Source organism: Bacillus sp. 3255 (assembly GCF_031456485.1).
Classification (GTDB): Bacteria; Bacillota; Bacilli; order Paenibacillales; family NBRC-103111; genus Paenibacillus_E.
Window position 1 is genome coordinate 107,173 of record NZ_JAVDUS010000002.1, and the last position, 24,028, is coordinate 131,200.

Genomic DNA, 24,028 nt, shown 5'->3' on the forward strand with positions numbered 1-24,028 from the left:
CCTGGGTGCTTTTTAACTTATTTAATAACTTTCAATAAACGCTTCGCCGTTCCATTCGCCGTTTCAATCGTTTCGTACACATTCACGGTGAACGGATAGCTGAATTGGTCGGATGTAATATTGGATGCATCCAGCTCTTGTTTGCCGCTAATCAATTTGTTAGCGCCAGTGAAGGAAGCATCCTTGGAGCCAACGACACGCCCCGCGTTATCGACGATCTCGAATCTTAGTTTCGAGAAGTTGTTATCTACGACAACATTCTCGTCCTGCTTAATATCCAAGTCCATACGGAACTTATACGAATAAGTCAATTGCGGAGTCGTTATCGACGATACCGTCACGTCGTTGAACGTCACCTCGAATGGATACAAGGAAATCGTCTTCTCCGTATCTTCCTGCTGCAGCTCCGTTTGCAGCGCCGCAACCGTCGTCGTGTAAGGAGCGGCGGCAACAGGATCCAGCAGTTTCATTGCGAAGCTTGTGCTCTCTTCCGATTGCGGAACGATGAACGAGTAGCTCACCACATAGCTCAGCCCCGGATTCAGCATCGCAGCCACGTTCGCTTGGCGTGCGCCTTGGTACGTCATGCCTTGCGTGCTCACCAATTCCGATTGGAACGTTGGCATCGCCACAGGCGTCGTGCTCGTGTTCGTCAATCTGAACTTCGCTACAGCCGTTTGATAGCCTTCGCCCGGATTCTCGTGAAGGTGAAGCTCCATTAACGATACTTCCGTGGATTTATCGATGACCTTCGTCAGCGCGTCAAAGGCGATCGGTTGACCGATAGTATACGGAACCGCTGCGCCCGTTCCTTGCTCCTTCGGCCATGCAACAGCCAGCTTGCCAGTAGCTAGTGTGGCAGCCTCGCCCCCGCCTTTCGGCACGAATGTGTCCGTCGACAAGACCACCAGGTTGGACAAGGTCACACCATTTTCAACCGGGATGGCATAATGAATATATTTCTTCTCTCCGGCTTCAAGGGTAACCGGATCGACTTCAGCGCGTTTGCCTACATAGCTCTTCGTCTCCGACTGAGCATCTAACCGGAACGCCGGCACCGTCTCGCGCCCCGCCCCCGGATTGTCGGCCAGCACCGTAACGACCGCCACGCGGCCTGTCTCCGTCGTTTGCATCGATGCCTCAACGGCTGTATAAGTCAGACCTGAATTCACGCCAGGGATCGAGAACGATTGCCCCCAAGCGATATTTTCGAGATTTTGTAGAGCTGCACTACCCGTTCCGCCATACCAGACGGCTTTCGCCGGCATGGTCAGCAGCGTTGTTTCCAGCTTCGGATACGAGTACACATCCACATTCACAAAAGACACTTGATCGATCGTACCGATTTCCTTCGAATCGACCGTTGTCATGTAGACCAACTCGCCGATTTCTTTGGGCTGAAGCGATTCCTTATTGCTTCCGCTCGGTTTCAGCGTGTAGAACACGCCGCTCGATGTCTGTACGCGGAGTTCATGCTCCGGCACCCGGTTCTGATTCGCGCCACCGTTGTATAGCCGAACGGTGACGGATAGCTCGGAGCCTGTCGCCGTTGGCGTCACGGCTACACTTTTGATCGCGGCACGAATGTCGCTTGTCAAACCGTAATTCACCGTTGGCGCGGCAACCGTCGTTGTCGCCGCATCGGCTGCCCATACGGTCGTACCTCCTTGTACGATCAGAGCGCCGAGCATAATCGCGGTTAGACTTGATTTCCATGGTCTCTTTTTCATGTATTAACTCTCCTCTTATATAGAAATTTCACTTAGCAGCTTATTTCGCCGCAGGTGTCGCTGACGGCTGTGGAGAAGCGCTCGCGCTCTCCACTTTCTGGCCGTCCTTCAAGGTGTTCTGTCCGGTAACGACGAGCTTCTCGCCGTCTTTCACACCATCCAGCACTTCCTGGTACTCACCGTTGATGCGTCCGAGCTTCACTTTGCGCTTCACGTATTGATCGCCTTGCTGAACGAAGACGAAGGTTTCCGATTCTTCACGAATCACGCTGAGCGTAGGAATCGCCACCACTTGCTCTTCGGTTTCGGTCGTCAGCTGAACCATGAACCGCGTTCCCGGCTGAAGCTGATGATCGCTATTCGGCACTTCCAGCTCGAGCGTATACGTTTTGCTCGTCGCGCTCATGATTGGCGCCAAGTAGCTGATCTTTGCCGTGCCTTTTTTCTCCGGTGTGTCCGGGTTATAGTAAACGAGCTCCTGCTTGCCTTTGACGAGCTGATAATTGGTTTCAGCAAGTTCCGTTTTGATCTTGATCGGATCGATTTGCTGCACTTGACCGACTTTGCCTGCCGCTGCCGAAACGGTTTGGCCAACCACGATGTTGAAATCGGTCAGCACCCCGCTGCCCGGTGCTTTCACTTCATAATTTTCAAGAGCGCGCGTTGCGTCTTCAAGCGATAGGCTTGCAGATTCCGCCTGTGTTTGCGCAGCGGAGATCGAATCGGAATTGTCGAAAGCCGCCAGCTTGCTCTTCGCTGCATCCAAATTCATTTGCGCGTTATCCAGCGCTTGCTTCATTTGATCTACCTGGTGCTGAACGATTGTTCCCGCATCATAATCATTACGGGCCTTGTTGTAGTCCTGCTGAGCGTTCTTCAGGGCCGTTTCGCTTCTAGTCACATTGTCCGCCAGATCTTTGCGGTTGTTGACTTTGTTATCTCTTGCCTGCTGCAAGGACTCTTGGGCGCTCTTCAGGGCAAGCTCACTTTTGCGTTTCGCGGATACGGCGTCAGTACTATCGATCACGAATAAAACTTCGCCTTTCTCCACGTATTCTCCTCGGTTTTTCAATACTTGCTGCACTTCGCCGTTCGCTTTGGACACGACGTCCAGCGTCGTTCCTGCCGCGACATCGGCAACCTGCTCGATCGGGCTGCTGATTTTCTGTTTGGCGATGACTTCCGTTTTGACCGCTCTGGGAGCAAGCTGTACGGTTGACGCTTCACCCGCTCCTGGAACGGAGCAGGCTGTCGCCAGGACCGCAGCCGCAGCCAGCAGTGCAATCATGCCTACTGGACGGAGTTTGAAATTACGTTTTCGCGAACTATCGTTAATCATCTATGTGCCTCCTTATACTTCTAACGGACTTGTTGGTGTTGGGGTTGCTTTCTTGCGGCCAAACATGCGACCGAAACGGTTTTTAATGCTTTCAATCAACTCGTAGACGATTGGTACGACGACCAGCGTCAAGAGGGTAGAAGTGATCAAACCGCCGATAACGACGACGCCGAGCCCTTTCCCGATTAATCCGCCTTCTCCGGAAATCCCGAGCGCCAGAGGCACCAACGCCATGATCGTAGCACCCGCCGTCATAATAATTGGGCGCAATCTCACTTTACCTGCCTCAATTAGAGCATGGCGAACCGTATAACCTTCTTCGCGCAGCTGCTGCGCGCGGTCGATCAGAACGATAGCGTTCGTAACAACGATACCGATCAGCATGAGGAAACCGATCATAGAAGTTACGGTTAACGGCTCTCTCGCAATAACAAGCCCCAGCAGACCCCCGATAACCGCAAGCGGTAGAGAGAATAAGATGGCGAATGGCGCACCTGCATTACCAAAGGCAAGGACCATGATCAAGTAAACAACGAATACGGCTGCTGCCATGGCGACGAACAATTGACCGAAGCTTTCATTCACGTCATCGGACACGCCCGTCACTTTCGGTGTGACGCCTTCCGGCAATTCAAGCTGATTCAACGCCGCAGTCAATTTAGCACTTACGCCGGTTTTGTTGTCATCATTGATCTTGGCGGATACTTTCACAAGCTGCTGCTGGTCTTCACGAGCAAGGGAAGCGGCGCCTTTCGTTTCACCGATTTTGGCCACCTCTTTCAACAAGATCGTGGAGCCGTTTGGTCCTGATAATGGGATATTGCCTAATTTCTCAAGTGTATCTTTGTCCGATTTGTCTAACGATACCGTCGTCGTGTAGACGATATTATCAAATTTCATATCTCCCAGACTTTGTTTCTGAATCCAGGCGCGTGCTGTATCCCGGACCGCCGCTGAGCTCAAGCCGTAGGCTCTTGCTTTCTTCTGGTCCACAGCAATCTCTATCTCTGTTTTGGCATCACTTAAATTGTCTTCAACCTCGGAAAGCTCAGGGAACGTTTGGAGCTTCTCCTTCACCATTTTTGCCGCTTTCTCCAGCTGAAGCTGGTCTTCACCCTGCAAGGTGTAGGCAAAATCCGTCGAGGAAACGCCAAAGTCGCCTTCCATCGCTTTCGGCTCAACCTCGGAACCGCTAGGCAGCTCGGAGAGAATATAAGCCTTCATTTCATCTTTCACTTGATTCGGATCTACTTTATCGTTCACTTGAACGAAAATCTGGGAAGCATATGGCGTCCGCTCGTCATCATTGCCGGCATAACCGACTAACGACTCTACGAATTTAAATACCGGTTCGCCATTGGAATCTTTCGTATCCAGGAGCACTTTCTCGATTTCTTTCGTTTTGGCATCCGTAGCTTCGAAAGAAGTCGCGTAAGGAAGCTTTAATTGGAAATACATCGTTTTCGCGGCGCTGGCTTCCGGCAAGAAGGACACGGACAAGAACGGAATCGTTCCGGCCATCGTGACGATCAGCATCGCTAGTGCAATCAATAAGGTTTTAATCCGGTTTTTCAAACTCCAAGTCAATACTTTCTCGTAGAACGCTGTCAGCTTCGTCGGCGCCGACTCATCGTGAGCTTTACCTGGTTTGCTGCGCAGAACGAGCAATTTGGCAAGCATCGGTATGACGGTCAAGGCAACGATCAAGGAAGATAGCAGCGCACAAGCAATCGTTAAGGCAAAAGGTCGGAAGAACCCGCCGACAACCCCGGTAACCAAAGCTAGCGGAGCGAATACCCCGACAGTTGCCAGCGTAGAGGACGTAATCGCCATCGAAACCTGCTTCGTGGCTAGAGCGATAACGGACTCTTTGCGCTCCTGCGCTTTTTCCAAGGAGGCATATATATTTTCAATGACGACAATGGAGTCATCGACGACACGTCCGACTGCGATGAAGATACCGCCGAGCGTCATCGTGTTCAATGTCAAATCCAAGGAAGACATCAATAGCAATGTAATGAGAATGGATAAAGGAATCGAGACCAGAACGATCAGCGTCATCCGTACGTTGCGAAGGAAGATAAGGATCATCAAGGATGCAAGTACGGCCCCTACGACACCTTCACGCACAAGTCCTGTAATGGACTCTTTAATTTGATCGGCGCTATCGTACGTATTTTTGAACGTGATATTCGGCATTTCCGCTTTCCATTCGTGAATCTGCTTCTCGATCGCTTCGGAGAATTCAACGGCGTTCGCGCTGCCTGCTTTGTACAAGATCATCCCGATCGCCGGCTTGCCGTCCAATCTGCCGATGAAGTCCGATTCCGTAATGGCTTTAACTTTTGAGATTTGCTCCAGCTTCACGATATCGCCTTTCGGCGTAGTGATTTCAAGCTGCTGCAGATCGAACAGACTGGTGATATTGCCTGTAACACGGGTCATTTTGCTATTGCCGCTAATGTCGACGGAGCCGATCGGGCTCTTAGCCGCGGCTGAGTTAATCGCATTGCTCACAAGAGCGGGCGATAAACCATACACATCCAGCGCAGAAGCATCCAGCTCGATATCGAGCGAAGTGTCTCGGGCTCCGATCACATCCATATGGTCAATCCCTTTGATTCCTTCAAGTCCAGGCTTGATTTTATCTTTAAAGGATTTATCCAACTCCGTTTGACTGATGCCGTTCTCCGCATAGGCCACCAGATAGTTGGATGGGAATGACGCGGCGCCGAACGTCGACGCCTTCGGCGTCCCGGCTGTGGCCGGCAAAGAAACTTCAGCCAGCATATCCTGAACGGCTTGTTTCTTCTTATCCACATCGACATCCTGCTTGAACATGAGAATAATCATGGAGAAGTTATCGCTGGATGTCGATTGCATCGAGTCCAGATCTTCCAGATTCGCCAGCTTCTTCTCAATCGGATCTGTAATCTCATCCATGACGTCCTTCGGCGCACCTGTGTAGGTAGTCGTGACTGCAACTACCGGGAAAGAAACGTTCGGCATGTTCTCTACTTTAAGCTGCGAGGATGAATATAACCCGCCTACGAAAAGCATGATCATAATAATGAATAATGCCGAAACATTTTTCATCGAAAAGTGTGTAAGTCGATTCATTCCTGTACTCCCCTCGTATAATGATTCTGACTCTAAGATACAAGGCGAATATGAACCCAATATGAACAGGCAGCAAAAAAGCCTGGAAAAATGAAATTTCCAGGCTTTCCGCGTTCATTATTTCTTCATGGAATAGGTTAAAATTGGCAGAGTTACCAGGAATTGAGTGCCTTTTCCCGGTTCACTGTGTACCTCAATCGTCCCCTGATGCAAATCGATAATTTTCCGCACGATCGCAAGCCCAAGCCCGCTTCCCGTATCCCGCTGTCTAGCCTGGTCGGCTTTATAGAAGCGGTCGAAAATACGGCTAAGATCTTCCTCCGAAATCCCAATCCCATCGTCATGAATGGAGACCTGAACACGATCGCGCAGCGGAACGAGCTTAACGAAAATATGACCGCCTGCCGGCGTAAACTTAAGGGCATTACCGATCAGATTCATCCAAACCTGGTTGAGCTGGTCGGCATCCGCGGAGATTTTCACTCTGGGCAAGGCCAGATCAATATCGAGCTGCTTCTCGGACCATAACGGCTCATAGAAGACGACGATTCTTCGGAGCTGCTCGTCAAGATCGAAGATCGTCGGGTGAAACGGATGATGCTCCGATTCCAGCGAAGCCAGCTTCAGCAGGTTATCGCTGAGACGGGAGAGCCGTTCGCTTTCGCGTTCGATAATCTCCAAATACTTGAGACGCTCCGACTCATCGATTTCCGTTCCTCTTAACGCTTTGGAGAAGCCGCGGATCGAGGTGAGCGGCGTTTGGATCTCGTGGGACACGTTGGAGACGAAATCTTGCCGCATCTGCTCCAGCTGCTTCAACTCTCCGGCCATGTGATTGAAGCTGTCCGCCAGTTGTCCGAGCTCATCCTTCTGCTTCACGGCCACATGAACGTTGAAATTGCCCCGCGCCAACCGCTGCGTCGCAATGGTCAGCTTCTTCAGCGGATTCACCACATAGCGCGATGCGATCAAGATGAGCAGCGACCCTACGAGGAGCACGATCACGAGTACGGTAATGACGGCGGTCTGCACTTGGCGGCGGGTCGCTTCCGACAAATTCGGATGAATGAATAAAGCGTAAGTTTTGTCGCCGAGCTCGATCGGCAGACCGACCTTGATTTCTTTGAGCGGATCCTTCACCATGCCGTAATCCAAGCTTTTGTACACATTGCCCTTCAGAACAATGGCAATTTCCGCGTCTTCAATGCGCGGATGTCCATCTTTATTGAAGACAACCTCCGTCATGGGCTGACCGGATTCATCGAATAACGCGAAGATATAGTTGTCATTGAAGCGGTTGCTCGCCGATACGAAGGTATCGATCTGCTTCACCTGTATTTCTTCGGCCAGCTTGACGATTTGTTGGCCGATGGCCAGCATTTCATCCTGAAATTCGTTCGTGATCAAATTTCTGAAAAATAACGTAGCAAGCGGGAACGCCACCGACACACTCACAACGACAACCGCCAGAAACGTACAGACCACGCGCAGGTAGAGCGACTTGATCATGCATTCACCTCTAGCCGGTATCCGAGCCCGCGAATCGTAACGATCTTGAATTCTTCCGTCAGCCCTTCGAAGCGTTCCCGCAGTCGTTTGATATGTACATCAACGGTTCGATCATCGCCTTCATAGTCGATTCCCCATATTTGTTCGATAAGCTGCGTACGCGTGAAGATTTGTGCCGGATAGCTGGCCAGTTTGTACAGCAGCTCGAACTCCTTGAGCGGCAGAGCAAGCCGCTGCTGATCCTGCAGCCGCACCTCGAAAGCCGTCCGGTCAATCACGACGCTGCCTACCGAAATGGTCTGCGATGCGTTGATCCGGTAACGCTTCAGCAGCGCTTTGACCCGCATGACCAGCTCCAAAGGGTCGAATGGCTTCACGAGATAATCGTCGGTGCCCAGTTGAAACCCTTTTACCTTGTGAACCGACTCGCTCTTGGCCGTCACCATGAGCAAAGGCATGTCTTCGTATCGCGCCCTCAGCTCGCGGCAGAGCTCCCAACCGTCCATTAGCGGCATCATGATGTCGAGAACAGTGAGATCCACAGGTGTGGACTCAAGCACATCCAGCGCTTCGACACCATTGCCGGCCTGCAGCACGGTTAAACCTTCTCCCGCCAGATAGACGCGAATCAATTCCCGAATATCCGCATCGTCATCTACTACCAAGATTTTGGTCACGATTCGCCCTGCCTTTCTTTTGCTTGGTTACAGATAAGGAATAGGATCTTTGGCGCCCGCTTCTTCAAAGCCTTTCAATCGCAGGCGGCAGCTATCGCAAACACCGCACGCTTCCGCTTTCCCATTGTAGCAGGACGTTGTCAGCTCATACGGAACCCCGATTTTCAAACCTTCTTCAATAATCTTCGCTTTCGTCCAGTCAATCAGCGGCGTCTCGATTGTAATGCCTTTTCCTTCTACGCCCACTTTGGTCGCCAAGGCTATCACTTCTTCCACCTTATGAATAAATTCCGGGCGGCAATCCGGATATCCGCTGTAATCCAGCGCATTCACACCGATATAAATCGCTTCGGAGCCGGTCACTTCCGCATACGAAGTTGAGATCGACAGGAAGAGCAGATTACGGCCAGGTACGTACGTGACTGGAATTTCAGACTCACCGCCGCCTTCTCCGTTCATCACATTCGGCACATCGATCTTATCATCGGTCAGTGCGCTTCCGCCAAAATCACGCAAGAAATCAAGCTTAATGATTTTGTGACGGTGGCTGACCCCATAGTGCGCAGCAACTTGCTTCGCATTCTCCAGTTCAATCTTATGGCGCTGCCCATAGTCGAAAGAAATCGGATACAGCTCGTATCCCGCTTCTTGGGCTATTCCCATGCATGTGGTGCTATCCAATCCGCCGCTCAAAATAATAACGGCCCGCTTCTTATTCTCGCTCATACGGCCACCTCTACCTTAATTGATTTGTTTGTGAAAAAAGGGATTCCGTCCAGGCGCGGTTACACGCCGCGCATAGCCGGATCCCAAATGATTTTGTGCAGCTGCATATTCAGCTTAACGCCGGACAGCCCCGCTTCCAGCATGAGCTTGACGAGTTTATGAGGCGGCATCGTCTCCCAGACCGGGCTGAACATCGGCAGCGCCTTGGTCGGATGCTTCTCCAGCACGTCCACCGCGGTGCGGAAATCGTGATCGCTCCCGATCACGAACTTCAGCTCGTCCTGCTCGCGCAGCAGCGCGAAGTTGCTGACGAGCATCTGCTCCATCTCGCCGGAGTCGGGCAGCTTGAAGTCCATAATATATCGCACCTTCGGCGATGCGACACGCTCTACGAACATGGCGAGATCGATCGCGCCGTTCGTCTCAATGTGCAGGTCGTCGACCTGCTCAAGCGCTGCGAGCGCTTCGATCAATGCGAGCGATTTGTCCCCGTACAGGAGCGGCTCGCCGCCTGTCAGGCAGATATGCCGGGAGCGGAACGACGTCACCTTGCTGACAATCTCAGCAATCGTCATCACGTTCTCCGCTTCCGCCGGCGGGTAGCTGTACTTGGTATCGCACCAGGTACAGCGCAGGTTGCAGCCAAAAAGACGGACGAAGATCGTAGGGAATCCGGCACGGGTCCCTTCGCCTTCTACCGTCTCGAAGATCTCAACCATTGGAATGCGGATGTCTCGCATTACGCTTCCTCCTCCATCATGGCGCGAGTGATGGCTGCGTAGCTGGTCGGCGTCTCCCATAGGCGAATCTCTTCCAGTTGAATGGCAGGATGGAGACCTTCATCCAAGAGTGCTTGATGAATTTCTTCATACATCCAGACGACCATATTCTCCGCCGTTGTATTCATTGGCGGCAGCACATCATTCAAATATTTATGGTCTAAACGATCGACGACACGTTCTTTCGCTATACGTTTAATATCTCCAAAATCAATTGCGATCCCCCGGCTGTCCACCTTGCCGCGCATAACAACTTGCAGCTTGTACGTATGGCCGTGCAGATTTTTACATTTTCCCTCATAACAATGCAAATGATGCGCACTGTCAAACGTAAATTCCTTGGAAATCAAAACGGATTTGTGATGATATTTTAATTGGTTCTCTGTGATGTCACGCCCCAACATTTGTACATCTCTGGGGATTTCATAGCTCATATCTATCACCTCATAATTTTGAAAAAAACAGTACTCTACATTATATCACGGAGAATCCCCTTCTCACAATCTATCAATATCTGGCGTCTTGCGGCCTCGCTTCTTCTGCCAGTCCAAGTGGCTGGTGATCTCTTGTATCCGTTCGTTCTCCGAACGAAGATCCAATTCAATCATCGCCGTCAGACAAGCAATTTGATCGACCACGCTTTCCGGAAGCTCGACCTCTTCCAGCGATTTCACGATGTAGAGCAAACATTGCAGCGTTTCCTCCATCAGACTTTTCTTTTTGCCGGCAAGGACAACCTCAGTCAAAAAAATAAGGTGGTTCAGCTCTTTTTGCGCTAATTTCAAGAGGAACATCCCCTTTCCTGCTTCCATTATCCAACATTTTCCGACAACACGAAAGACCCCTTGACAATGTTAACTATAACATTTATGATTACAGTATTGATTGATGGATTCGTACACAGCTTTGCATCGCATTCAATCATTTGACAGAATGCTTTTAGAACACATCATACAAAATAAAAAGAAATCATTTTCCTGGAGGGAAACCGATGAGCACACAAGTTCAATCCGAAGTTTTGAAAGTTTTGGAGGAGCGTCACTCCGTTAAGCACTACCAAGCCGGACACCAAATGCCGAAAGAAGATCTGGAGCAATTGTTGACCGCTACTTCCTTGGCGCCATCCGCATGGAATCTTCAGCACTGGAAGCTTCTCGTCATTGACGATCAAGCGCAAAAAGAAAAACTGCTTCCTATCGCTTATGGGCAAAAGCAAATTGTTGAAAGCTCCGTTGTCATCGCGGTGCTTGGCGACCTTGAAGCGAACAAAAACGCTGAGCTTGTATTCGGACCTGCCGTTGAAGCCGGCCAACTGCCGAAAGAAGTGAAAGACAACCTCGTTGCTCAAATCAACGGCGCTTACCAATACCCGCAAGTTGCTCGCGACCAAGCGATTTCCAATGCTTCCCTTGCTGCTATGCAGCTTATGATTGCAGCCAAAGCTATGGGCTACGACACTTGCCCAATGGGTGGTTATGACGCTGCGAAATTCGTAGAAGCTTTCAACGTACCTGCACGTTATGTACCGGTTATGCTGATCAGCGTCGGTTTGGCGGCAACGCCTGCTCGTCCATCCGGCCGTCTGTCTCTGGATCAAATCACCGTGTCCAACACGTTCTAAATAGATAACGAAAAAGGCATGGCTCTCTGTTGAGAGCTCATGCCTTTTTCTATGCTTTAATGCAGCTGCTCCGTCTCGAACCAAATCTCATCGATCAGCTTATTGCGATATAGCATCGAAACGTTGAATGTTTCGTATTCCTTCTCCTTATCCAGCTCCTCGAGCAATAACGTCGCGATAAGCTCGCGATCATCGGAATCGCCGGGCTCGCGGAAATCAATGAACCCCGTCAACTGGCGGGAGCTAATGTCCACCGTAGCGGTGCCGATCGGCAAGCTGCCGTTCGATTGCTGATAAATTTCATAGGTCAGCGTATCTCCATCGTCCCTGGCCAGACTGATCGTATAATCATCCGGATTCAGCGGCGCGAACGTGTCGACTTCCATATCATCCACCAAGTCCAGCAGGTCAATATGGGTCAATTCGACCGTGTCGATGGTTTCTCCGTTATACATCATATTGAAAATGAACGAATCGGTTTCATCCTCATCGAAGTCGGCTACAACCAATTCCGTGACAGCATCCATCTCTTCATCGAACGGGTCGAATTGCCATGTGATCTCCCCGACTACATCAGAACCATAAATATGGGTGGTTACCTCAGCAACCAGCTCCGAATCTTGGTCATATACATGGTACTCCACCAAATTTCTGAATTCACCGACATTCACCAGCTCATAACCTAATTGGTGCACGCGCTGATCGACCATATGCATGCTCTCCGGTCCAGCCGCCTCGTCGATATCATTGAATCGCGTTTCATCATCATTGACCCACTCATAGTCGGCGTCATCATCATCCAAATAATAAGATTCGTCTTCATGCTCATCCTCTAGGACCATCCCCTTCTCCAAGGCATGATCCGTTGCGATCACGAAATCATAATCGCCGGAGCTCACGATCACTTCGCATTCGCCGATTCCCAATGCATCAATCACATCTTGGATATAGGACTGCACGAACTCGTAGACTTGTTCTACGTCCACTTGCGTAGCGGACTGCCGCTCCAGATGAATCGAGCCCCTGAGTCGATCCGATTCCCTGTAGACTAGCGTTAACGTACCGACAAACTCCCCATTATACATCATATCGCAGACTTCTCCGCCTGCCGTTTTCAGGTCGGGTCTAAGCATCATATCGGCCACGACTCTTTTCGCCTCCTCTACAGATCTTATGATTCTCCTGTAGATTGTCCCAACTTCGACCAAATTATGAGTATATAGGGTAAACGTCTATACACTTCTGTCCGTCAGTTCATATGCTATCCTATAGAGTCGAAAGGGAGGGATCTGACATGTCTGCTGGATACAATAATGTAGGTGCAATCTTAGTACTTTTCATCCTGCTGGTTATCATCACTAGCGCATTCGTTCTCTAATTTATTTAAAATGAAAGACTGCTCCGCCTTACTTTTGTAAGGGGAACAGTCTTTTTTTACTCGCTTGTGCCGTTAAGCCTCTGGCGTTCGGCTTCGATGTGGTGGAGTTTCGATTGGATCAAATTCGCTGTTCGCGGATGCCGCTTGGCAATATTCCGATAGATGCTCCTAGCCGTCGAGGATTTGCCGCCTCGATGAGCAATTTCTGCTAATGCATATTCGGCCTTCCACTCGGCAATTTCGTGATCTGCTGCAACGAAGCTTCTGTACGTCCGAAACGATTCTCTTGCACGCTTTAAGCCAGCCTCTGCCTCTTGATATAAAAGGTCCGCCTGCTTAATGCGGATAAGCGACAACAGATAATGAGCATCAGGGAAATCGGGCTGAATGGCCAATGCCTTTTGACAGCATGTCAAAGCATGTTCCCAATTTTGACGGCGGTAATAAATCTCGGTCAAGTATTTATACACATCGAGCATTCTTCCGAACAGTGGATTAGAAATACTTCTGCCCTCTGCCTCCATAAGCGCTTCAAGCGCCTCTTGTTCCTGGCCCGCTCCCAGCAGCTCGCGTCCAAGATAGAACCACGCCGCGGGATCTTCAGGATCTTCTTGAATCATAAGTCTCAATAATTTCACATTGCGGGCAAGCTTGTTCTTGCTCTTCATGATATCAGGTTCGTACCCGTCATGCAGAACTCTAATTTTCACCTTATGACGCCGGGCTTCAGCATTATATATACCTGTTTCCGTACTTACTTGCTCATGCACCCGCCCCCAGTATCGAAGGCCCCGACGTAGCGGAAACAAGCGCGCTTGTGCAAAATTATGTTTGACTTGCCCGTTGATGAGATTAACCTGCCATATGCATAGAATCGGAGGGATGGGCGAATGATGATAGATCGCTGCAGCTTCCCGAACATAGTGCCTGTCCTCCGTTGCCAGATATTCGTCGGCATCCATCCAGAAGACCCAGTCCGTGTTCATATGACGGAGCCCTTCATTTCGAGCTGCGGCAAAATCATCGACCCAAACAAACGGCACAATCGTGACGTTGGGATACTTCTGAGCAAGTTCAACCGTTCGATCCGTGGAACAATCAATGATCACGATCTCATCGACCGCTCCCTGAAGCGAATCCAGACAGCGCTCAATGGTAGCTTCCATGTTGTAGGTAATAATCCCCGCGGTAATGGTCACTTTCCTTGTATGCAGCAGGCCTGCAATGTCATCTCTCTCGTCGCCATCCGGTATTTTCTTTAGTGCCTCGAACACGGACACGACCCAAGCAGCTTCCGGATCGAGCAGCCAAGCGCGATTAAACACTTGCGTTGCTGCCCTCCCGCAGCCTTGATGCATCAGTGCTTCCCCTAGATAGACCCAGCTCTGAGCTTCTAGCGGTTTAACCCGAATTAGATCTTTCGCTGTGTATTCCGCTTCTTTGTATCTATGCTGTTGTAACTGCTCGATGATTGTCGCGGTAGATTGTTTCATGAGCCACCTAGTTTAAAATGAATGGTATTCTGTACACAACCGAATTGTTAGTTAATTTAATAATCGCGGTAGTACTGTTCGTATTAGAAGTATTGCTGTCTACTTCAACGATGTGGATACCGCTGTCGTATTCGTTGATTCTTAAATTAAAATCGGGTGTCGTTGAACTGACCGTAACATCTTGGCCGTCTTTGTACCAATTAAATAATGAATTAACATAAATGGACTCATTACTATAATAATTCAAAGGCCAGAGATTCACTCTATCTACATACGTTACGTGATTGGATAAATCCTTGCCAATAACCGTAAACTTATAAGGCTCTTCCTCTTCGTGATCAGCTGCATCGTGACTTGCGGCAAAAGATAACGTTTTCCCATTAGTAATCCCGTATGTCAGATAGGTGCTTCCGGTAACCGTCGGGTTAGGATTCTCATGATACACAGAGTACTGGACAGTTGCTCCCTCGTGCTGCGGGAACATTTGGTCCAAGTCAATATCCAGTGTGCTGTTCTCATAAATGGAGCTGGTTGTTAAATGATTGTCCGTTAAGTCCCAATTGTATTTAATTATGAAATAGATCGATTGCTGGACGTTGTCTGCCTTCAAATGATTTAATTTATAGACCGCTTTATGAGAAACAATCTTCACGCTGGTTCCATTGATCTCAAGCGGATCATGGGGATCTTCCGGGTCTTGATAATACTCGCCTATTTCCAAAATCTCTTTATCAAAGTATGAATTCTCATCGATATCATTAAAGTAATTATGTAAATCAAGGGTAATGGAAGCCCCGCCATCTAATTCGAAAATTTCGGAAGGCCGGACCATGAATGGAATGGTTCCTGTCGTCACCCCGCCATTGCTGTCATAGACCACAACAGGGAGATATACAGGCGTATCCGATGACTTTAGAGGGGTCAGTGTCTGTCCTGCAGACGTATTATTTACTCTTATGTACTCATTTCCTGAGGATGTAAAGACAGCATTGATATAATCGTAACTTTCGTTCTCCTCATCGTCGTCCGGATCTTCATAAAACTGTTCGATCTCAAACAAGGGCAAGTCCTCATAGTAAGCACTCACATTAATATCCTGACCAGTGTACATCTCATAAGGAGTTACATCGGTCTTGGCAACTGGAGCCTGATTGTCCGGATTGTTGAAGGGATCCTCTTTGTGAATCGTCGTAGAGGCTAGATCGATATGATCCATTAATTTTTGAATGCTCGTTTTATCCGGATACCTACTCGGGAAATTTTGGAGCAAAGAAACTATATGCTGAATAGTAAAATGTGAATTCGCCCCGGCACCAGCGTCAGGAACGATAACAACATTGAATTCATCTTCGTAAGTTCCCTCACCTTCATAAGGCGTTACGGTCACGGTAAAGGTGGCAAGTCCGGTTCCTGAATTGTCTACTAAAGGATTAGCGCTTATCTCAAGAATTCCATACCTTAACAGGTCTTCATTCACGCTGGCTATTGCAGAATTGTGATCAACTTCAAATCCTCTTGAGAAATAATACAGATTATTCAAATCAATGTATTTCTTGCCACCCGCAGGAATTACAATCGTTTGGAGCATATCTTCATGGTTAATCTCCGGAATCTCCGACTCCACGTTCGCCGCTGCAGGAACCGCCATGAACGGATACGCCATCAGTGCCGTACTCGCAATAGCCCCTACCCATTTCCCCTTCTTGCTATAGCCTTTCTTCTCTTTCCCTATCACTTTGCACCACCGCCATCTAGTATTCTTTCCCTCATTCTACCATAGCAGCCAATTGGGAAGAACCCCTCAAACGACAAAAATCCTCAAAAATCGAGGATTTTATGGGGAATTAATGGGAAATTAATATGATAAACAATACTTAACTAGGGCTTTATGCACACCCTCGTCGTTATTGGAAGCCGTCACGGCATCCGCGGCTGCCTTTACGCCTTCCGGCGAATTGTCCACTGCGATACCTAGACCGGCAAATTCCATCATTTCCAAGTCATTGTAGTAGTTTCCGATAGCTAGTATTTCGCTTGGCTCCACTTTCAAATCAGCAGCTAATGCTTTCAACGCATTCCCTTTATTCGCTTTGGCACTCATGACATCAATGAACAGGTCACCGCTGCGAATCATCCGCAGATCACCGTACAATTTGAGTTCATTCCATTCGCGCTCGACACGGTCCAACACTTCCGGCTGGCCGAATAAGGTAAATTTGACAATAGGCAACCCGAGTTCGGATACGTCCGTTACAAGCTTGGGACTAATAAGAAACTTCTCGTACATCTTCTTCTCATACTCGCCGATACGCTCAATGTACATGTTAAACGAGGTGCAGACATCGAAATGAATGCCCTCCTGTCTCACATAAGCGAGCATAGGGGCTATTTCCTGCAGAGTAAAAGAGAACTCATTGACCAGTTCCAGTCCACGCTCATCCGCATGCACCGTAGCCGCTCCATTATGCGTTATCATTGTTCCTTCTAATCCGAGCTGCTGAAGAATGGGAAGTGTACTGGCCGGCGCTCTCCCTGTACAGAGTACAATATGGCTTCCTTGGTCATATACGTCTTGAATGGTTGCAATCGTCTGCTCCGTCAATTCATGATCGTCGTTCAACAGGGTACCGTCAACATCCAGTGCGATTAATCGGTAGTTCAAGGCTCTCTCTCTCCCTCATACCATTTTTTCGACTAATTGTACCATAGGCATGCTCCGGAAAAAACAGCTATCCGAAGATAGCTGCTCTTCCTTAATGAACTCGATGAACGCCAACGGCTTTGTTCACATTACCGATGATGTTGATTGGAACTTCGTCTTGCTTCACGACGCCGTTCCGGTAACGAATCTGAAAACGGACGATCTGCAAGCCTAAAGGCAGGCCTTCCGTCAATGATTGGAATTTGGCATCAAATAATTCTCCCGTGAACAGGGTCGGATCCCCCGCCAGACCTGTTAATTTTACTGTTGCATATAGCGGTTTTCCATCCATTCCGATGGTTTCGATCCACGCCGTGACATCCTCGACGGGTGCCGGTGAGCTCTGAGCCGAGACAACGAGGATTTCTCCGGAATAAAAATCTTTAGGTGCCGCCGAGGTCTGATGCCCGCTCTTTTCATGAAAAAGTAGCCAATTATCCGTGTAAGTAACATCCGAACGTATCGTCAAAGGCATAGCAGCGATCAGCTTTGCCACCGAATGAGCAGCCCGGCCGTCCGACACGGTCAAAGTCACCTTATAGACGCCAGGGGCCAAGAAATGATGAGCAACATTTGGCGTGGAGAATGTAAGCGCAGAACCATTTGCCCGTACGATCTCCCAAAGATAGCTTAGCTGATCTCCATCCAGATCATAGGACGCATTGATGCTGTGAACGACATCCCCTTCCCAAACGGGCTTAGGCGTCCAATCAAATTCCGCAACCGGGGCACGGTTAATATAAAACCAAGTTTGCGGAGAGTAGTCCGACCAAGCTGCCCCATCATGAACCCTGACCCTTACGCGCAATTTCTGCCCAGCCGGGAGGTCTTGAGTGACTTGCCAGCTTCCGACGGAGGAAGCCGAACCTTGGTCGTGCTGCCCCGAATCTGCAACTACAACATCATTAGACTCGTTCGTAATTTGCAGCTGAAAATATTTGAAAATGGTCCCCGGATCCGAATCCGTCTGATTCCACTGAAACGTTGGCCGCAACTCGGAGAAAATCGTAGGCGCTTCCTGCGAGCCTGCCGGAATCGTCATCTCCGCTGCAGGCGGCCGATTCATCATAAACCACCCGGAGTTGGACCAATCCGACCAATACGTCCCATCGTTAACACGGACCTGCACTTGCAGAGTGTCCGTTCTGCCGGCCAGTAGGGATAACCCAAATTGTTCGCTCGGTTGAGCAGTCCAAGAGTTGGCTGCTGTTCCATAGCTGCAGCGATACCAAACGCTTGATTCACTATCCAAACTGCACCCGCGTGCATATCTACCGCTAACGAAAGCGGTATACGTGAATCCCCTGCTTTGGTAAGTAACTTGCCGGCCAGCGGCATCCAGAATTCGGTACTCATATCGACTGTACGCAGTCGGGATATCCGGATCGTTTTGATTCCAAGAAGGAGATAGCACTCCGCTTGTCACAAGTGTTGGATTAGCCTGCGTTCCATTCGGGAACGTTAGGGTTGCTGAGGGCGGGAAGCCTCTTGCGAAATATTTTTCATCCCATGCCGACCATTCGCCGTGTTCATCCTGTACTCTTATTCGTATCTTATAAGTTTTGTTTGATTGAACCTCAAGCGGATAGGCATAACTGAAAGACACGACTTGGCCATCGCTGCTCTCGTCATGCGTCCTTACCAGATTCGGGGATCTTTGACTAATCCATTTATATGGAGGATTGCTATAGGCATCAAAGCGATAATATTGAACGTCAAGTTCGGAAGCGACAATTCTGCTTTTTGCATCATAGTCTACAGCGTTCCAAGTAAATACAGGATTCAGAGCAGCCGCTCCTGAAGGTGCATTCATGTCTGTGCTCTTATGGCTCGTAATTTCAACAAAAGGAGCGTGGTTCTCTGGCGGTGCATTTAACCATAGACGGTCCTCCGCCCAATCGGACCAAGCACCATATTCGTCTTTGACCGCTACACGAAACGTGTACATCCCCATCTCCGTAGCCCTGTTTAATTTACCTCCCATCGTGCTTCCATCCGGCTTGATGTACTCGTACCGGCGTTCGGTAATGCCGCGAGTCGTTGAATAATCTATGCCCGTAGGCTCCGTGGAAAATGTTGAGCCGCTCAACCAACGATCCGGGTCATAGCTTTGATCGTCATAAGAAATACGATAATACGGATCCTGACTAACTCTTAGCACACCTACAGGTCTGCGGTGAACTAGAACATTTCTGAAATACGGTTCAGACTCTGAAATGTACGGGGCAAACGTTGGATTGGGATACTTATATGCGACTGGGGTCGGATCATCAGCGCCAATGTACGCTATCGTGTAGATGCCCACTTTATCTAATACTCTTTGCGGAGAACCTATGTAACTTTGCTGATGCAACGCCGATAACCCGCTTTTACCGTCACCTGCGTCTAGAAATTTCGAAGCGTTCGAATGCTCGTAGGTCCACTTGTCTCTACTAACCAAATGCTCGTCATTCTCAGGGTCATAGAAGTCCGTTTGGTACGTTAATTGTTCGCCTGCAATCCCCGTATCACTGATCACCGTGTTATCTATGAGCGGAATTTTCACATAAAAGTTCCGAAAATGCGAGCCATAACCGCCAATAAAGAAACCGTAAGTGCCTTCCCCTAATGTGGAATCATTAAGTTCCAGAATGGGAACCGTCCCCAGTCGAACCTTGATATTCCCTCCTCTAACGCTGACTTTCATGTTCGTAAAAGAAGTCGCAGGCAGCCAGACGGAAGTTGATTTTAATTCCGTTCGTACCCCTCCCTCGATCTTCGCAATGCTTATTTTGTTCGTTGTCATTTCCAAACGGTACATCGTATTATGGCTTGTGGCCCGAAAGATAAGACCTGAAGGGGCATTCTCATTCATATTGGCACTCGACTGAAGGAAGTCAAATACATAATCAGCATCTTTGACGTTGGCATCCTTTTTCAACGTTTGACCAATTTCGCTTGAGGCGTATCCGGCAGAATTTGCGGTGCTCCCCTTAATTTTGTAGTAATAAAATTTGCGTTCCGAAGCACTGTCATCCGAGTCATAGCTCGATACATAACTTCCCACACTGCATGCTCCGCAAGATTTCCACTTGAAATTCCATCGCCTTAACTTGTAGTGGTCTTCTTGAAGCACAACTTGAAATTCCCCGTCAGCACTTAAGCCGGCCTGTGCAATTGTATATTTATATATTTCATTTAATGTTTGATGATTGATGGTTGAATTTGTAGGCCTTAAGCTTTTGGTCGGAAAGGAAGCTAGCTGATTGGCGAATTTATCCGTTACGACGATTCGGTTAAACCCGTCTACGACATAGACATATCCGTCAGCGGAAACTGAATAATGAGCATCTACGAATGTGTCATTCGACGTATCTTCGCCGTCCCCGCGAATAATGCTGCCATCATCGATCCTGTATGTGTTCTTGTACGCAATATCCTTAAAGATAGCAAGCTTCCTCACAGCACCTGTGGACTTGTTGACGGATACCAAGTACTCGCTGACCTTACCTAAACGGTTGGCCGAGGAGCCCCAACTCCCTGAACTGTAGGTATCTGTCGTTAAAACTTTGGACTGTTCACGGTACATATAAACTTCTGAATCCTCATAGATTCCCGTAAAAGAAGGTGCCGGAATAATTGATGCTGCAGGTACCTCCAGTCCTGTTTCAACATCCACCCAGGTGCTTTTTTGGCACCAGCATAGGTAGCTGTAAGTATTCTCAACCATTACTTTCGTGCCATCATCGTTCAGCTTTAGAATGGACAGCGGAGCGCGCGTCCCCGTTTCCGTCGGGTCGCAGTCGCCTGAGCAACCATCATACGTATAGGAGCCGGACCGGCTCCATGAGACCGTACCGTCGGCAAGCTTGCGATAGAGTGTCCATGACTCCGAATAATTATCGTCATACCTCGATGTAACTAAATCAATCGAATAAGCCCCGCCTTTCGTATCATAGGCCAAGTATTTCCCAGGATTATCCGGTGTTGGTTTGACGGTGCCTAAACCGCCTTCCATACTTGTGGTTTTTCCATTAAAAAGCGGAATAGCGCCAATAGAGCCTACACCATATCTGTTACCTAGGAATTGCGTGTTGAATAACGAAGGTACAGGAAAGGAGTGCCATGCCGTATAGGCCGATCTCTCGTACTGCTCTGGTGTAATCGTCAGGCCGATCGCCGGACCGTAATATGGCTGCTTCCCATAATGGGAAGTTAGCCCGTTCGTGGCCGTATTGTAAGTAAAGCCAATGTCTTTCGCCTTATTCAGGCTTGGATTCGTTAATGAAGACCCTTGCCATTGATCCCCAAAGGCCATAAGCATCTCATTTTCTAAGATCGTATCGAACTTTGGAGGTTCAGGGTTGGAAGAGGTGACCGTGAAGGAAGCCTCGGGGGAATCGTTTTTAATATCGACGTCAAAAGTCCTTGTGTCCGTTAAGCCCCAATCTTCTTTGGCAGTAACCGTTAATTGATACTTTCCTACTTGCATAGCAGTTAACGAAGCGGAACCGCCTACCGAAATGGAGATCTCAAGCGGCATATGGTCATTAAATATCCCATCGTTATTCTTGTCATACACATAGCTAATTTTAGTTTCAACAATAACGTCGCCATCGGGACTATAAGACATATCTCGGAATGGAATATTCCCCCTCACAGCAAATAAGGGCAAGTTAATCACAGCTGCAGGAGGCTTATCTTCAACGACATTGATGTGCTTAATAGCCTTGTTTGCCGGTAAGCTTCGTACTCCACGGTTGTCCATAACCTCAAGTGAAACGGTCTCCACTCCGATGGTCGGATAAACAGAGCGTTTATTCGTCCAAAACTCCTGTACGATCGTTCTTCCTAGCGCAGCTTTACTGCAAGCGCCATTAATCGCATTTGCCGGTAGGGGTCTATGTTGAACAACTCGATTGGGGATATTGATACAAGGGATCGGTTCCGGTCTCATGATGTCGATCGTTGCCTCTTCTTCGGTACAAGCGCCTTTATCATCACACATTCGGGCAGAAATCGTATGTCTCCCTGCCGAAGTCGCGGTTAGCCATGTTAGCTTCTCCTCCCCTTTCAAATAGCCCAAAGCGGGGAAACTTTTGATCCAGGAGCTCGAACTATTCTGAAACAACCACTCGAACGTAACCGTGTCATCATCAGGGTCGTAATGATTAGGAGCAATTTCGGGAAGGAGCCTTGCATTTAACTTATCGCCGACAACGGCCTCCGCAATTGGAGTACGGCTGGTATAATCGTTTTCGGAATACCATCCGATTTCGAATTGCGGCGGTCGATTGGGCGGCCTGGAACCAATCGTAAACTTTCCCTCATAGAAATAAGAGGTTCCGCCACAGCTGTCCTCCAATTTATATTCGATATGGACTTCCCCGCTAGTTATATTTCCCGGATACCCCGTAAATCCCATCATGCCATATGCAAACAAAGACATATCACTTGTTGCCGTACTCGTTAAACGGCTCCAACCGTACTGAACGGAGGCTCCGGTCGCTTGCGACAAAATGAATCTGCCACGCACAGGGGTACAGCCCGTGGAAGGTATTTTCCAATCCGCTTTAATCCTATTGGATTCCTTCCAAGTTATAGCGGGCCGGTCTGCCGAGGTCTTCCCTATGTAGCCGCCGCCTGTAGGCCCGCACGAGGTTTGCGGGGTAATGATTGTGGTGATTGTGTTATTCGAAGCACTTGTTTCCGGAATGTCGTCATTGGCATCGACTGTGAGTGTGATGCTTTTGACCGTGTTGAATGTGTAGGGGATGATTTCCGTTAGGGGAACATTATTATTTAGTCCTGCTGTATAAATGAGGGTCTTGATAATCGCACCGTCTGCTGCTACCGTTACCGTGAATCTAGTTCCTCTCGGTATGTTGATTCCGATGTTTTTGAAGGTGATTTTCAAATCGGTGCTAATTCCTGTTTGAACACAGGGGTCTGGCTCAATGGAGAGCGCAGCCAGGTCGGCTTTGTTGGGTGGGGAGTACGTGACGTCGATAGACATTTGGTATTTGTAGGTGGTTCCACTCCATAGTCCTATTGCGTACATCGCATAGTTACGAAGCAATCCTCCTGAACCATCTGGGTCTGGGAAATCACGAATTTGATCTGGTGGTACAGATCCATCCAATAACATCATAGTACGAATCATCCCTGTGCCGGGAGTGTCACCTTTACCAAATGCCAACGGTTCAGCACCGTAGTCAGGGCTATACTTTTCAGCTTTAATGATTTGGATGCTGCTTTGATCGAGCTTATCAGGATCCGTAATATCAGCATCGGTGCCTGATAAGCTTGTAGAAGACTCCTGTAAAAACCATTTCATAGCTTTTGGTACCTCATAGGCAGTTGTGACAGCGTAACCTTCTTTATCATAATTAGTTACCTGATCGCCACTTGCACCTTTAGAGCTATATAGCGGAGATAGATACGTGTACCTTAAATCAGGTCCATAAGTGTTAACATTGTTGTAATTAAATAGAGTAGTTAAATAACGTAACCTTCCGTTCTTCGGAATACTACCTGGGTAAGGTGATGGGTTTCCTTTAACTCCATCAAACTCTACTGCAACAGTCTTACTCCCTTTATGTTCCCATATTTTTCCCAACGGTTGCCTATAAATTTGATGCATTGGATTTGTTTCGGACTTACCATAAACCTTAGTTTTAGCACCATTTAGATTGTTCACAGTTACTGAAGTTGAAGTAAAGGTCACGATTCCATTAGACTCAGTTTGATTATTTATAGTTACTCCGGTTATGTTACCACTAATTAAATCGCTTATATCTTTAGAAAATGACTTAGCCTGCGCTGAAGAATATTGAGGTAATACAGATAAGGAACTGTAGGTACCTTGTTCAAAATTATAATACAATCTAACAGTAGAAGCAGCTTGAGACCTATCAGCATTAAATAGTGGTATTAGTATTTCGATTAGAATCAAGAACAATATCACCCTATTGCT

Annotated in this window: 16 protein-coding genes; 2 read left to right on the forward strand and 14 right to left on the reverse strand. The window is 48.6% G+C overall.

Annotated features, from left to right (window positions below; translation table 11 throughout):
• Positions 1 to 17 precede the first annotated feature (17 nt).
• The 9 genes from J2X61_RS03025 to J2X61_RS03065 all read right to left on the reverse strand — a co-directional run bounded on the left by J2X61_RS03025 (position 18) and on the right by J2X61_RS03065 (position 10,665).
• On the reverse strand, positions 18 to 1,730 hold the full coding sequence (locus J2X61_RS03025) for a hypothetical protein (protein WP_274465883.1): 1,713 nt from the start codon (positions 1,728 to 1,730) through the stop codon (positions 18 to 20).
• A 40-nt stretch (positions 1,731 to 1,770) separates the two neighbouring features.
• A complete protein-coding gene (locus tag J2X61_RS03030) occupies positions 1,771 to 3,069 on the reverse strand; it encodes an efflux RND transporter periplasmic adaptor subunit (RefSeq protein ID WP_310185822.1) in 1,299 nt (432 codons plus the stop codon).
• A 12-nt stretch (positions 3,070 to 3,081) separates the two neighbouring features.
• Positions 3,082 to 6,189 carry an efflux RND transporter permease subunit gene (locus J2X61_RS03035; protein ID WP_274465885.1) on the reverse strand — a complete coding sequence of 1,036 codons (3,108 nt, stop codon included), beginning with the start codon at positions 6,187 to 6,189 and terminating at the stop codon, positions 3,082 to 3,084.
• A gap of 117 nt (positions 6,190 to 6,306) precedes the next feature.
• Complete coding sequence (locus J2X61_RS03040) at positions 6,307 to 7,698, reverse strand: HAMP domain-containing sensor histidine kinase (RefSeq protein ID WP_274465886.1); 1,392 nt, start codon at positions 7,696 to 7,698, stop codon at positions 6,307 to 6,309.
• Positions 7,695 to 8,375, reverse strand: coding sequence for a response regulator transcription factor (locus J2X61_RS03045; protein WP_310185826.1), 681 nt, complete (start codon positions 8,373 to 8,375; stop codon positions 7,695 to 7,697). Before J2X61_RS03045 ends, J2X61_RS03040 begins: the two co-directional genes overlap by 4 nt.
• Before the next feature lie 27 nt (positions 8,376 to 8,402).
• A complete protein-coding gene (gene queC / locus J2X61_RS03050) occupies positions 8,403 to 9,101 on the reverse strand; it encodes a 7-cyano-7-deazaguanine synthase QueC (protein ID WP_274465888.1) in 699 nt (232 codons plus the stop codon).
• 59 nt (positions 9,102 to 9,160) lie between these two features.
• On the reverse strand, positions 9,161 to 9,841 hold the full coding sequence (locus tag J2X61_RS03055) for a 7-carboxy-7-deazaguanine synthase QueE (RefSeq protein ID WP_274465889.1): 681 nt from the start codon (positions 9,839 to 9,841) through the stop codon (positions 9,161 to 9,163).
• Positions 9,841 to 10,314, reverse strand: a complete 474-nt coding sequence (queD, locus tag J2X61_RS03060; RefSeq protein WP_274465890.1) for a 6-carboxytetrahydropterin synthase QueD — start codon at positions 10,312 to 10,314, stop codon at positions 9,841 to 9,843. Before queD ends, J2X61_RS03055 begins: the two co-directional genes overlap by 1 nt.
• A 63-nt stretch (positions 10,315 to 10,377) precedes the next feature.
• The gene (locus J2X61_RS03065) at positions 10,378 to 10,665 is read right to left on the reverse strand and encodes a hypothetical protein (RefSeq protein ID WP_274465891.1); all 288 of its coding nucleotides are present in this window, start codon (positions 10,663 to 10,665) and stop codon (positions 10,378 to 10,380) included.
• Positions 10,666 to 10,871: 206 nt separating this feature from the next.
• On the opposite strand from J2X61_RS03065, the gene J2X61_RS03070 reads away from it, so the two are divergent.
• On the forward strand, positions 10,872 to 11,501 hold the full coding sequence (locus tag J2X61_RS03070) for a nitroreductase family protein (protein ID WP_274465892.1): 630 nt from the start codon (positions 10,872 to 10,874) through the stop codon (positions 11,499 to 11,501).
• A 56-nt stretch (positions 11,502 to 11,557) separates the two neighbouring features.
• Here the strand turns inward: J2X61_RS03070 and J2X61_RS03075 are convergent, their stop codons facing one another.
• Positions 11,558 to 12,637 (reverse strand): hypothetical protein, encoded by a 1,080-nt coding sequence (locus tag J2X61_RS03075; RefSeq protein ID WP_274467422.1) that lies wholly within the window; start codon positions 12,635 to 12,637, stop codon positions 11,558 to 11,560.
• Between the two features lie 158 nt (positions 12,638 to 12,795).
• Between J2X61_RS03075 and J2X61_RS03080 the strand changes: the two genes are divergently transcribed.
• Positions 12,796 to 12,879, forward strand: a complete 84-nt coding sequence (locus tag J2X61_RS03080; RefSeq protein ID WP_274467423.1) for a YjcZ family sporulation protein — start codon at positions 12,796 to 12,798, stop codon at positions 12,877 to 12,879.
• Between the two features lie 56 nt (positions 12,880 to 12,935).
• Here the strand turns inward: J2X61_RS03080 and J2X61_RS03085 are convergent, their stop codons facing one another.
• The 4 genes from J2X61_RS03085 to J2X61_RS03100 all read right to left on the reverse strand — a co-directional run bounded on the left by J2X61_RS03085 (position 12,936) and on the right by J2X61_RS03100 (position 24,007).
• A complete protein-coding gene (locus J2X61_RS03085) occupies positions 12,936 to 14,372 on the reverse strand; it encodes a glycosyltransferase (protein WP_310185836.1) in 1,437 nt (478 codons plus the stop codon).
• A gap of 7 nt (positions 14,373 to 14,379) precedes the next feature.
• Positions 14,380 to 16,107 carry a hypothetical protein gene (locus tag J2X61_RS03090; RefSeq protein ID WP_310185840.1) on the reverse strand — a complete coding sequence of 576 codons (1,728 nt, stop codon included), beginning with the start codon at positions 16,105 to 16,107 and terminating at the stop codon, positions 14,380 to 14,382.
• A gap of 120 nt (positions 16,108 to 16,227) precedes the next feature.
• Positions 16,228 to 17,034, reverse strand: a complete 807-nt coding sequence (locus J2X61_RS03095) for a Cof-type HAD-IIB family hydrolase (protein ID WP_310185843.1) — start codon at positions 17,032 to 17,034, stop codon at positions 16,228 to 16,230.
• Positions 17,035 to 17,125: 91 nt separating this feature from the next.
• Positions 17,126 to 24,007, reverse strand: coding sequence for a PKD domain-containing protein (locus J2X61_RS03100; protein WP_310185845.1), 6,882 nt, complete (start codon positions 24,005 to 24,007; stop codon positions 17,126 to 17,128).
• Positions 24,008 to 24,028: the final 21 nt, after the last annotated feature.

Coding starts and splice junctions, on each gene's coding strand:
- J2X61_RS03025 (WP_274465883.1), bottom strand. CDS start 1,730: ATGAAAAAGAGACCATGGAAATCAAGTCTAACCGCGATTATGCTCGGC.
- J2X61_RS03085 (WP_310185836.1), bottom strand. CDS start 14,372: ATGAAACAATCTACCGCGACAATCATCGAGCAGTTACAACAGCATAGA.
- J2X61_RS03030 (WP_310185822.1), bottom strand. CDS start 3,069: ATGATTAACGATAGTTCGCGAAAACGTAATTTCAAACTCCGTCCAGTA.
- queC (WP_274465888.1), bottom strand. CDS start 9,101: ATGAGCGAGAATAAGAAGCGGGCCGTTATTATTTTGAGCGGCGGATTG.
- J2X61_RS03035 (WP_274465885.1), bottom strand. CDS start 6,189: ATGAATCGACTTACACACTTTTCGATGAAAAATGTTTCGGCATTATTC.
- J2X61_RS03075 (WP_274467422.1), bottom strand. CDS start 12,637: ATGATGCTTAGACCCGACCTGAAAACGGCAGGCGGAGAAGTCTGCGAT.
- J2X61_RS03080 (WP_274467423.1), top strand. CDS start 12,796: ATGTCTGCTGGATACAATAATGTAGGTGCAATCTTAGTACTTTTCATC.
- J2X61_RS03070 (WP_274465892.1), top strand. CDS start 10,872: ATGAGCACACAAGTTCAATCCGAAGTTTTGAAAGTTTTGGAGGAGCGT.
- J2X61_RS03055 (WP_274465889.1), bottom strand. CDS start 9,841: ATGCGAGACATCCGCATTCCAATGGTTGAGATCTTCGAGACGGTAGAA.
- queD (WP_274465890.1), bottom strand. CDS start 10,314: ATGAGCTATGAAATCCCCAGAGATGTACAAATGTTGGGGCGTGACATC.
- J2X61_RS03040 (WP_274465886.1), bottom strand. CDS start 7,698: ATGATCAAGTCGCTCTACCTGCGCGTGGTCTGTACGTTTCTGGCGGTT.